At 40.8% G+C, this 12,600-nt stretch carries 9 protein-coding genes; all 9 read left to right on the top strand.

Annotation, left to right across the window (positions count from 1 at the left end):
• The first annotated feature begins 132 nt into the window (after positions 1-132).
• The 9 genes from BMX21_RS11780 (at position 133) to flgK (ending at position 12,583) form a co-directional block, all read left to right on the top strand.
• The gene (locus tag BMX21_RS11780) at positions 133-1,236 is read left to right on the top strand and encodes a metallophosphoesterase (RefSeq protein WP_092044583.1); all 1,104 of its coding nucleotides are present in this window, start codon (positions 133-135) and stop codon (positions 1,234-1,236) included.
• Positions 1,237-1,885: 649 nt separating this feature from the next.
• Positions 1,886-4,150: a formate C-acetyltransferase gene (gene pflB / locus BMX21_RS11775; protein WP_022753699.1), complete on the top strand. Its 2,265-nt coding sequence runs from the start codon at positions 1,886-1,888 to the stop codon at positions 4,148-4,150.
• 176 nt (positions 4,151-4,326) lie between these two features.
• Positions 4,327-5,061, top strand: coding sequence for a pyruvate formate-lyase-activating protein (gene pflA / locus BMX21_RS11770; protein WP_092044580.1), 735 nt, complete (start codon positions 4,327-4,329; stop codon positions 5,059-5,061).
• Positions 5,062-5,518: 457 nt separating this feature from the next.
• A complete protein-coding gene (locus BMX21_RS11765; RefSeq protein WP_092044577.1) occupies positions 5,519-6,613 on the top strand; it encodes a hypothetical protein in 1,095 nt (364 codons plus the stop codon).
• Positions 6,614-6,893: 280 nt separating this feature from the next.
• Complete coding sequence (locus tag BMX21_RS11760) at positions 6,894-8,303, top strand: uracil-xanthine permease family protein (RefSeq protein ID WP_092044574.1); 1,410 nt, start codon at positions 6,894-6,896, stop codon at positions 8,301-8,303.
• Positions 8,304-8,591: 288 nt separating this feature from the next.
• A complete protein-coding gene (locus tag BMX21_RS11755; RefSeq protein ID WP_092044571.1) occupies positions 8,592-9,545 on the top strand; it encodes a GGDEF domain-containing protein in 954 nt (317 codons plus the stop codon).
• A 433-nt stretch (positions 9,546-9,978) separates the two neighbouring features.
• Positions 9,979-10,245, top strand: a complete 267-nt coding sequence (flgM, locus tag BMX21_RS11750; RefSeq protein WP_022753693.1) for a flagellar biosynthesis anti-sigma factor FlgM — start codon at positions 9,979-9,981, stop codon at positions 10,243-10,245.
• Positions 10,246-10,276: 31 nt separating this feature from the next.
• On the top strand, positions 10,277-10,795 hold the full coding sequence (locus BMX21_RS11745; RefSeq protein ID WP_242829804.1) for a flagellar protein FlgN: 519 nt from the start codon (positions 10,277-10,279) through the stop codon (positions 10,793-10,795).
• A gap of 120 nt (positions 10,796-10,915) precedes the next feature.
• The gene (gene flgK, locus BMX21_RS11740) at positions 10,916-12,583 is read left to right on the top strand and encodes a flagellar hook-associated protein FlgK (protein ID WP_022753691.1); all 1,668 of its coding nucleotides are present in this window, start codon (positions 10,916-10,918) and stop codon (positions 12,581-12,583) included.
• Positions 12,584-12,600: the final 17 nt, after the last annotated feature.

Below are 12,600 nucleotides of genomic sequence, written 5' to 3'. Positions count from 1 at the left end.
TTTAGAAAATGTCTTATGCCGGTAATATAATGCTGGTTTATAGGGTATTTGATGACTGAAATAGCGCATTTTCTTAGGTTGCTTACTATATGATGCTGTTATTGCCTTGTATTTAGAAGCGGAGCTGTTCGTATGTGGTTTGCGATATTTATTGTTACTATAGTTATCAGTATTGTAGGTGCTGTTTATCTTATTAATGTAGTCAGTAGATTTAGAGCTTTTACAAGATTTGACAGGAAGTGGCAGCAAAAGCTCAATGCTGCGCTTGTTGTTATCTTGTGTTTTGCGGGATTTGCAGCTTTCATGGGGATGGTTAATGCTATAACTATTCTTATATACGTGATATTCTTTTTCCTGATATCAGGTCTTATAGTAAGAATTGTAGATAAGGTACACGGTACTAAGAGTAGTAGCGTATCTACTGGCAGATCTAAGGTATATCTTCAAGGGTGGCTTGCAATAGCAGTATCCATCGTCTATCTATCGGGGGCATATTATATGTGCCACAACGTATGGAGGACTGATTATAACCTAAAAACGGACAAGGATATACAGGATCTTCATATTGCGCTTATCGCAGACTCTCATCTTGGAACCACCTTTGACGGAGAGGGATTTGCTGCCTGGCTTGAAGAGATAGAACAGGCATCTCCTGATATGCTCCTTATAGCAGGAGACTTCGTTGACAATGACTCTGTGCGGACAGATATGGTCAGAGCATGTGAAGCTATGGGAACGCTTGATCTTAGATATGGTGTGTTCTTCGTATATGGCAATCATGACAAGCATACATTTGGTGGCAGAGATTTTACCGCACAGGATCTTGAGGATGAGCTTATCAAAAATAATGTACGGGTTCTGGAAGATGAGATCGTAACTATTGATAATATATGTATTGCAGGCAGGAAAGACTATATTACAGAGCCAAGACTTGATATTGATGACCTGTTACAGGATGTGAGCGATGATAAGTACATAATAGTACTGGATCATGAGCCTACAGATTATGAGAATGAAAGTGCTAGCGCATCGGATCTTGTAGTATCGGGTCATACTCATGGAGGACAGCTTCTTGCCATTAAATATGTAGGCGAACTTACAGGAGTCAATGACAGGACGTATGGATATGAGAGAATCAGCGATACGGATTTCATAGTAACATCAGGAATATCAGACTGGGCTCTTGATTTTAAAACAGGCACAAGATCTGAATATGTAATGATCAATGTGAATTAGATTAGAAACTTCCCACTTGAGTAGACTGCATGCCCTTGTAAAGACTTTGGGGATGCCGGTCCATTCAAGTGGGATGTTTTAGTTATGAATTGTCAGAATATAATGATTCCTCAGATAGGACTTTGGAGATATTATATCCACGGTCTTGTTTGGGGGATTTTTTTATATGGAGGACATTGTAAAAGAGTTTCTTAGATGAAAAGCGAGTGACATGAGGTTAAAAAATAGCGCAAAAAGCCATATAACGTTTATAAAAATACGATAACAAGACTATATTTTGTATAAAATGCACTGATAATGTACGATTAACTATTTCTAACTATTATACAAAAACATACAGAAGCTGTTTTGTTCAAGATTAAAAAAATAGAAGTAATAATTTACAGAATATCATAAAAACATAACGAAATTGTATGAAAAAATTGTAAAAGAATTAAAGGAAAAACTCATAAATACAAGGATTTGAGTAAATGTTGAAAAATCTTTGTGCAAAACAGCAGAAAAATATAAAAAAACAGTAAAATGTTGTCTATGTTCTTAATTGACATGTAAATAGCAAACATGTTAAAATCATGCCGTTGGTTAAAAATATAACAAATAATTCAGCATGGAAATTTCCATGCATGACGGCACTAGAAGGAGTACCTTTATGCGAGAAGAATGGAGAAGTTTCAAAGGAACACACTGGATTGGAGATATCAATGTACGTGACTTCATCCAGAACAACTACACCCAGTATGATGGCGACGAGTCTTTCCTTGCAGGACCGACTCAGGCTACAGATACATTATGGGGCAAGCTTCAGGAGCTTCAGAAGAAAGAACGTGAGAACGGTGGCGTTCTTGAGTGTGAGACAGAAGTAGTTTCTAGTCTTACAGCTTATGGCCCTGGCTACATCGATGAGCAGACTAAGGATCTTGAGCAGATCGTAGGTCTTCAGACAGATAAGCCTCTTAAGAGAGCATTCATGCCATTCGGTGGAATCAAGATGGCAGAGGAAGCTGCTTCAACATATGGTTTTGAAGTAAATCCTAAATTCCACAAGATCTTCACAGAGTATCACAAGACACACAACCAGGCTGTATTTGATGCTTATACACCTGAGATGAGAGCTGCTCGTCACAGCCACATCGTAACAGGTCTTCCGGATACATATGGTCGTGGACGTATCGTAGGCGACTACAGAAGAGTTGCTCTTTACGGTATTGATCACCTCATCGCTAAGAAGATGGAAGATTTTGACAACTGCGGCGACGGTACAATGACAGATAACGTTATCCGTCAGAGAGAAGAGATCTCTGAGCAGGTTCGTGCTCTTAAGGGCATGAAGGCTATGGCTGCTTCTTACGGTTATGATATTTCACAGCCTGCTAAGAACGCTAAGGAAGCTGTTCAGTGGTTATACTTCGGTTACCTTGCAGCTATCAAGACTCAGAATGGTGCTGCTATGTCAGTTGGCCGTGTATCAACATTCCTTGATATCTACATCAACCGTGATCTCGAAGAGGGAACTCTTACAGAGGAGCAGGCACAGGAACTTATCGACCACTTCACAATGAAGCTTCGTATGGTTAAGTTTGCTCGTATCCCTTCATACAACAACCTCTTCTCTGGTGACCCTGTATGGGCTACTCTTGAAGTTGGTGGACTTGGCGGAGACGGACGTCACATGGTTACAAAGAATGACTATCGTTTCCTTCATACTCTTGAGAACATGGGACCTGCTCCGGAGCCGAACCTTACAGTTCTTTACTCCAAGAGACTTCCTGAGAACTTCAAGAAGTATGCAGCTCACATTTCAGTTGTAACATCTTCTATCCAGTATGAGAACGATGATGTTATGCGTCCTATCTGGGGCGATGACTACTCAATCTGCTGCTGCGTATCAGCTACACAGACAGGTAAGGAGATGCAGTTCTTCGGAGCTCGTGCTAACCTTGCTAAGGCTCTTCTGTACGCTATCAACGGCGGTGTTGATGAGAAGTTCACAGATAAGAACGGTAAGCACATGCAGGTAGGCCCTGCTTATGCACCTATCACATCTGAATACCTTGACTTCGACGAAGTTATGGCTAAATATGACAAGATGCTTGACTGGCTTGCAGGTCTTTATGTAAATATCCTCAACCTCATCCAGTACATGCACGACAAGTACTACTATGAAGCAGCTGAGATGGCTCTTATCGATACAGATGTACGTCGTACATTTGCTACAGGTATTGCTGGTTTCTCACACGTTATCGATTCACTTTCAGCTATCAAGTATGCTAAGGTTAAGACAATCCGTGATGAGAACGGTCTTGTTATCGACTACAAGGTAGAAGGCGACTTCCCTAAGTATGGTAACGATGATGACAGAGCAGACCAGATCGGTGTAGATCTTCTTAAGTCATTCATGACAAAGATCAGAAAGCACCACACATATCGTGATTCTGAGCCTACAACTTCTATCCTTACTATCACATCTAACGTTGTTTATGGTAAGGCAACAGGTGCTACACCTGACGGAAGAGCAGCTTACACATCATTCGCTCCTGGAGCATCACCATCTTACGGTGCTGAGCAGAACGGACTTCTTGCATCTCTTAACTCAGTTGCAAAGGTTCCTTATGAGTGGTCACTTGACGGTATTTCTAATACTCAGACAATGAACCCTTCAGCTCTTGGACACGATGATGAGGAGAGAGCTAACAAGCTTGTTGGTGTTCTTGATGGATACTTCGAGCAGGGTGCTCACCACCTCAACGTTAACGTATTCGGTAAGGACAAGCTCATCGACGCTATGGAGCATCCTGAAAAGCCTGAGTATGCTAACTTCACAATTCGTGTATCAGGTTATGCTGTTAAGTTCATCAACCTGACAAAGGAGCAGCAGCTCGACGTTATTGCTCGTACATGTCACGAATCACTCTAATGTGTCGTTATAATAGACTTTAAGAGCGTAAGCTTATAAGAAAAGGACTGCAAGGAAACATAATATCTTTGCAGTCCTTTTTTAAAAACTGAAGGTTCCCACTTGATTTGGGAATAGGATGCGGTATAATTTATTTTCACTGATTAAGTGGGAAGTTTGAGTACAAAGGAGACTAAATGAAAGGCGCAGTACATTCAATTGAAACATTTGGATCTGTAGATGGTCCGGGCATTAGATATATTATTTTTCTTCAGGGCTGCAATATGAGATGCAGATACTGCCACAATGTTGATACATGGGCACCAAAGCGTGAAGACACACAGTTTCTTGATGCAGATGAGCTCTTAGACAAGGCAGAGCGCTACAAGACTTATTGGGGCAATGATGGCGGCATAACAGTAAGCGGTGGAGAGGCTCTTTTACAGATAGATTTTCTTTTAGAGCTTTTTACTAAGGCCAAAAAGCGTGGAATCAATACTTGCATTGATACAGCTCTTCAGCCATTTACAAGACAGGAGCCTTTCTTCTCTAAATTTGAAGAGCTCATGAAGGTTACAGACCTCCTTCTTGTAGATATCAAGCATATTGAACCCGAGGCTCATAAGGATCTTACAGCCAATGATAATGCTAATATCCTTGACGGAATGAGATATCTCTCTGATATTAATAAGCCTATCTGGATCAGACACGTGCTGGTTCCAGGTATCACAGATGATGATGAAGCACTTAGAAAGACAAGAGCCTTCATCGAGACACTTGGTAATGTCCAGAAGATTGAAGTTCTGCCTTATCATAATCTTGGCGTATATAAGTTCAAGGAACTTGGAATCAAGTATACACTTGAAGGTACTCCGGCTCCTTCTAAAGAACGTGTCGAGAATGCAGAGAAGATCCTTCGCGGACAGATCTGATATTATTAGGCAGTCTGGCTGTATTTGGTACAGCTTTTTTGGTTATAACGAATATAAAAAATATATTAGGCAGTTCCGATATAAGATATGTAACGACGGAATTACGTTACAGTATTCGAATTGTTGTTGTGGTAATAATTTTTACTAAGGACATCAGCGGGTATCTTTGACGGGACGGAGTTCCAGAAGCTAAGGATAGCGTCTTTCACGGAAGATTGTAACTTAAATTTTTGTGGAGGCGCTTTTTTGATGCGTTTAATTAGAAAGCACATCCCTGTACTTCTAAGAATGCACTTATTACATCCTTGTAAAAGGCGCATAGAAGTACATCCCTGTACTTCTGAGAATGCGCTTATTACATCCCTGTAAATGGCGCATAGAAGTACATCCATGTACTTCTGAGAATGCGCTTATTACATCCTTGTAAAGCACCTCCGGAAAGACATGAGGCGTTATTATGAGAATTGCAGCAAGTAGTATTGAATTAAGTAGTAAGCATGAGCATACTACTTACAGATCTCAGGATGTGATGAAGCCCTTTGGACTATCATCAGGTCTTAATCTGACGAGTAAGGAGGAAAAAGCTGAAAAGATCAGTGATACGTATGTAAGGTCTGACGAAGATAAGAAGCTTTTAGACGTGGACAATTCAGGACTTTATATGAATCCCGGAACATATCATGACATTGAAGTTAAAGATCCTGTAGTTAAAACTAAGGAGGATAATCTTAGTTCAATGGATATGATCCATGTTCATCTTCTTAGGATCATACTTCAGCTCGTCCAGAATCTTGGCGGGAAAGGCTGGGATTCTTTTTCCAGAAATATATCTAATCAGTTAAATGCGATATCTGATGGCAATGCGGGGCTGTTTAGAAGTGCAAGCTCGTATTCTCTTACAAGCTATGAAGCAGAAGCTACCGAGTTTAGTGCTGCAGGAAGAGCAGTAACAGAAGATGGAAGGATCATAGATTTTGATGTTAACTTTGGAATGTCCAGAGAGTTTATAAGCTATTCTGAGCTTAATCTTGGAGCTATGCAGGGATTATTAATGGATCCTTTGGTAATACATGTAGGCAACGATGTCAGTGAGATATCAGATCAGTCGTTTTATTTTGACCTAGACTTTGATGGCAAGAAGGAGAACGTTAAGATGCCGGGGCAGGGGTCAGGATTTCTGGCAATGGATAGAAACGGTGACGGCGTAATAGGTGATGGAAGCGAACTGTTTGGAGCAGCAACAGGTGACGGATTTGGCGAACTTCGCGAGCTTGACGAGGATCATAACGGCTGGATAGATGAAAATGACGAGAACACCTGGGCAGCACTTAAAGTCTGGATCAAAGATGATAGCGGAAGAGATGAACTTCTAACCTTGAAAGAAGCAGACGTAGGAGCTATATACCTTGGCGAAGTCGGAACAGAGTTTTCTACATATTCTAAAGATATGTTAAGCAGCGGCATTAATGGCGTAGTAAGATCATCGGGTGTATTCCTTCATGAAGACGGACAGGCAGGCATCATACAGCACGTGGATCTGGCATATTCCTGATACTGACTTATATTAAGAAGAACAACTAATAGTATAAGAAAGATAGAGATCCGGGCAGGTTCGATAGTTTTGAATCTGCTCGGATTTTTTTAAAAAAAACTTCCCACTTTGCTGGTGATATATTCTGTTTGCCTTAGCGAGATTTTCTCGGATATGTCACCGGCAAAGTGGGAAGTAAACTTGATAAAATTTAAGTTGAAATTATAAAAATGTCCGTTATAATATATTTGGGTTTGAACAAGTAGTCAAACATTATTCAACAAATATAGGGAGGATAAATATGGGTAAAAATACCAAAACCTTTGACGAGCCCATCTATGATGCTCGTACGCTGGGAACCGGGCGAATGCTGGTTCTGGGAATTCAGCACATGTTCGCGATGTTCGGAGCAACAGTTCTTGTTCCTATTATTACCGGTCTTGATGTATCGACAACACTTCTATTTGCAGGTCTTGGTACACTTCTTTTTCATCTTATTACAGGACGTAAGGTTCCTGCTTTTCTTGGTTCTTCATTTGCTTTCCTTGGTGGATATGCCGCAGTAGCACCGCTTCTTAGCGATGGTTCTTCTAATAAAGAGTTACTTCCGTACGCATGTTTTGGTGTTGCTGTTTCCGGTCTTTTATATTTAGTTCTTGCATTTCTCTTTAGGACTTTTGGTGCAGGAAGAGTCATGAAGTTCTTCCCTCCTGTTGTTACAGGTCCTATCATCATTGCTATTGGTCTTAATCTTGCCCCATCTGCTATTAACAACTGTGCTGATAACTGGAACTGGATCCCTGCTATAACAGCTATTGCAATAGTTATCTGCTGCAATATCTGGGGTAAAGGTCTTGTGAGAATAGTTCCTATCCTTTTGGGAGTTCTCGGTTCATATCTTGTATCAGCTATAATGGATGCTCTTGGAGTTGAGATGATCGACTATTCACAGGTTGCAAGTGCTGCATGGATTGGCTTCCCTGTTCATTTTGACAATACAGTATTTTCACTCTTTGCTAAGGGCTTTGATTCAGGCGTTCTTATCACAGCAGTTATCACTATCGTTCCGATCGCATTTGCTACTATGATGGAGCATATCGGTGATATCTCAGCTATATCCTCAACAACAGGTCGCAATTATATCAAGGATCCTGGGCTTCACAGAACACTTATAGGTGACGGTCTTGCTACAACTATTGCATCACTTTTCGGAGCCCCTGCCAATACAACTTATGGAGAGAACACAGGAGTTCTTACACTTACTAAGGTTTATGATCCGCTTGTAATAAGGATTGCAGCAGGATTTGCAGTACTTATGAGCTTTTGCCCTAAGTTCGCAGCAATCATAGAGACTATGCCAAGCGGTACAATAGGCGGTATCTCACTTGTTCTGTATGGTATGATCTCTGCAGTAGGTATCAGGAACCTTGTTGAGACACATGTGGATTTCTCTAAGAGTAGAAACGTACTTGTAGCTGCTATGATCATGGTTCTTACAATCGGAATCAGCTATTCATCAGCAGGATCACTTCCGCTTCCTTTTGGCGGAGTATCACTTTCAGGTCTTGCAACAGGTTCACTTGTAGGTATCCTTCTTAATGCAGTACTTCCGGGCAAGGACTACAAGTTCGAAGATGAACTTCCTAATCCAACAGGTGTAGACTTTGAGATGACTCAGGGTGAATCTGATAAGATGAGCAAAGCTCAGTAATGATTTTTTGGATTTTTAATATAGGCTTCCTGCTTTTAAAGTAGGAAGCTTTATTTTTTAAAAAAATTTTCAAAAAGGGGTTAAGTATTTTCAAAATCATCCGATAATCTTTCTGTATAGGGGTTTTTATGGAACGACTGTAAAAAGGGTAATATCAGTTGCTGATAATAAGTGGCAGTAAGAGTTCGAATACAGACTGTTACATGACAAAAGCATCTGATTGCAGTCGGACTATGCCGGGGGACTAGGATCAGGAGGACCCTGCCGGCGGGAAGGGAGAAAACCGGTATGGAAGAGAATTATTATTATGTCATATTCCGTCTGTTCGGAATAGGACTGTCTGCGATGATTCTGGCTAATATCAAAAGAAATCACTCCAACAAAAGAAAAGCAAGAAACTACCTAAAGATTCTGATTCTATGCCTTTTTCTCCTGGGAACAGATCTGATAGGCCATTTTTTTGAAGATGCGGATAAAGCCTTTTTCAGGATACTTGATAAGGCATTTAGTGGACTGTATATTGTGGTGTTTGCGGTAATAGCGGTGTATATGATAGTCTATGCCTACAGCTTTCTGGATATAGAAATACACCTGCGAAACAGGACTTTGAAGAAAATTCTGGAAGACGGAGTATGTCTTATTCCATCTGCGGTTCTGGGTATTATAGCTTATATTGATAAGACGCAGTCACTTACAATAGCAACACTCCTTTTGTACATGGTGGCACTTTATAACGATAATCAGAATGAGCTTATATCACTTGATCCTCTTACCAGGCTTAATAACCGAAATGAGCTTACAGGATATCTGTGGTACAAACTTTCGACTCCTATGAGGGGGAGAATCTGTATCCTGATGATGGATATGAACAGATTCAAGTCTATCAATGATACCTACGGACATGTAGAAGGTGATCGGGCTCTTATCGCTGTAGCTTCCTGTCTTAAGAAAGCCTGCGGAGGTGTCCCCGGAAGACCATTTATAGCCAGATACGGCGGAGATGAGTTTATAGTTGTAATGGAGACAGAATCTGATCTTGATGCAGAGCATCTGTGTGATTATATCCATATGACTCTGGCTGTTGAGAATCATAGGCTTAAAAAGCCATACAATCTTAGTATATCCATCGGCTGGGTGCGCAATGAACAGAACAACCGTTCTATCAAAAAGCTCCTTCGCCGTGCAGATATAGAGCTTTATGAAAAGAAGCGTCAGTTCAAAGAAAGAGAACGTACTGCATGATCGTTGATGAAAAAGATATCTTTTTTATCAGGGAAATAAAATTTCCTAAAGGAGGAGGTTATGCAGTATCAAGGGGAAAGGAGGATTAGCCGTAATCGGCGAACGTATAGCCTATAAGACAAAAATAACAAGGAAACGATCACGAAAATGTAGCGTTTCCCTATGTTTTGAATAGGGAGGAAACCGAAGGCTATTAAAAGTGTAGTATTTAGGGACCGTAATCCAGCGCGGAAATGTTCAAATGTAACAAACTTGCCTAAATGCACTAAAATAATACCTTCACAGTCTAAAGTTAATTGGGGTTCGACCGATAAATGTAGTAGAAATAGAAGTAGGGTTCGCGTTGGAGACAAGGAGGTCAGCGAGCTACCGGCCGGGCGCAAAGCCAGGCACACAATGAGGTCCAAAAGAACTCCCCAGAAAGGAGAAAGCAATGCGTATTGAAGCTTACAACCAGATACAACAGGTTTATAACACAAAAAAGGTACAGCACACTGGAAAGACCGAGAAGGCAACAAAGACAGATAATGTCCAGATTTCTTCATTAGGTAAAGATATCCAGGTTGCTAAGCAGGCAGTGAAGAATGCACCTGACATTAGAGAAGACATCGTTGCTCCTCTAAAACAGCAGGTACAAAACGGCACATACGATGTCAGCGCAGATGATTTTGCTGATAAGATGCTTGCAGAATTTGCATAAAGATTAAAAAAAAGCGTAAGGAGATAACCCCATGGCTAGTCTGATGGAAGATCTGATAGAGGTTTTGAATCAGGAATGTACAGCATATGACGAGCTTTTGGGATTATCGAGTAAGAAGACACCGGTAATTGCAGCCGGAGATCTCGAGAAACTTTCGCAAATCACGGATGAGGAGCAGATCGCTGTTGGTAAGATCCAGAAGCTGGAAAAGCGCAGGGTCGAAGTAATGACGGATATTGCTAATGTATTGAACAAGGATGTCAAGACATTGAAACTGACCGAATTGGTTCGTATGCTGGATAAACGGCCATCGGAGCAAAAACAACTGGCACAGGTAAGAGATAAGCTTAAGAGTATCTCACAACATGTCAGGATTGTTAACAGCCAGAATCAGGAACTTCTAGAAGGGTCTCTTGAAATGGTTCAGTTCGAAATGAACATCCTGCAACAGGCAGGCAGTGCTCCTGAAACCGCTAATTATGACAAAACAGCAGGAACCATGGGTTCCCTTATAGGAACAAACTCGGGCAGATTCGATGCCAGGCAGTGACCACAACTTAATGTGATCAGTGCCGGACGTTTCACTCGGTAGTTCACAAAAGCAGACAACACTTCGGTGTGTCTGCTTTTTTTTACCAAAGTCAAAGAAGATTAACTGGAGATAAGACCTATGTTAATGGCAAACCTTTATGTCGGTGTATCCGGCCTTCAAACTTCACAGAATGCTCTTAATACAACAGCACATAACCTTGCGAATATCGGTACAGAAGGCTATACACGTCAGCAGGTATCACAAGGTGACAGAAAATATCAGCTTATAGATATAAAACCTGCCATATCCCATAAACAGACAGGTCTTGGTGTTGCATATGTTAACTGTAAGCAGGTCAGGAGCGTATTCCTTGATGCTTCTTACAGACTTGAAAGCGGACGTAGCGAGTTTTATGACATATCTTATGAAACACTTGAACAGATGGAAGATCTTCTTCAGGAGATGAACGGTGCTGAATTTGTAGACAATCTTAATAATCTATGGCAGCAGGTGCAGGAGCTTGCAAAAGATCCAACCAGCGCAGTAAACCAGGCTGCTTTCGTGAACAGGTGTTCAGAATTTGTTGAAAGTGCAAAAGCGGTTTACAAAGGGTTCGTAGAATATCAGGAGAATCTCAACAGTCAGGTCAAAAAACTTGTTGATGAAATAAATGATATAGGTGATGGAATAAGAGAACTTAATCAGAAGATCGTAGCCATAGAATCAGGTTATGTAGAGCATGCCAACGATCTTCGTGATGCCAGAAACAGTCTTCTTGACAGACTTGGAGAACTTGGAAATATAACTTACGAAGAAGATATTTTTGGAAATGTTCTTGTTAACTTCGAAGGAACACAGTTTGTTCTTTCTGATAATGTACATCACCTTGGATGTGACATTGAAGAAAGCCCATGTAACTACAATACAGTTTATTGGGAATATGCAGCCAAAAAATATGAAGATGAAGAAGGGAATACTGTTCTTGACATAAGCGGAGCTCATGTATACGACCTCACAAGAACTGTATCAACTCAGCTCAATACTGATGTTGGACAGCTAAGATCCACACTCCTTGCAAGGGGTGACCACAATGCGACCTATCATGATATTACAGATGATGAGACAGGAGTTTATTATAACAAGAATATAGCTCAGTCAGTTGTAATGAATATAGAAGCAGAATTCGACCAGATGTTCAATAACATAGTAACAGCCATCAATGATGTGTATGAGAATGCAGCCAGCAATCCTGCTACACTTCAGAACCTAAGAGATGGCAAGGGCAAGGCTAATCCTGCAGATTATGTGATGTTCAACATGATAGATGATGACGATGCCCTTATCTATGATATTGATGATTTTCATAAGGCAGGCAATAACCTTACAGGTTTTACTATCGTTAATACCGAGGTTAATGAAAAACTCCTTCAGACGCCAACCCAGAATACTTTCGTAACCATCGAGGGAGAAGAAGATACTGCTGCTGCAACAGCATTAAAAGAAGTATTTACAGATCCACGTTACAAGCTTAATCCCAATGTAGCTACCCAGATAGACCTGATGGAATATTACAGCGCTCTTGTATCTCAGGTTGCCAATACGGGAAGTATCAATAAAGCTCTTTCTGAGAATCAGACCATCACAGTTAATACTATCTCTTCAGCAAGAGAGCAGATAGTAGGAGTATCAAGTGATGAAGAGCTGGAATTCATGATAGAGTTTCAGAATGCTTACAATGCAGCAAGCAGATTTATCAATGTAGTAAGTGAGATGCTTGAACATGTAGTTACATCTCTTGGTAGCTGATTTAAGGAGATTTATAA

The organism is Butyrivibrio sp. TB (genome assembly GCF_900110805.1).
Lineage (GTDB): Bacteria > Bacillota > Clostridia > Lachnospirales > Lachnospiraceae > Butyrivibrio > Butyrivibrio fibrisolvens_C.
Note: the sequence above shows the minus strand (reverse complement) of the source record. Positions and strands in the feature narration are given on the sequence as shown.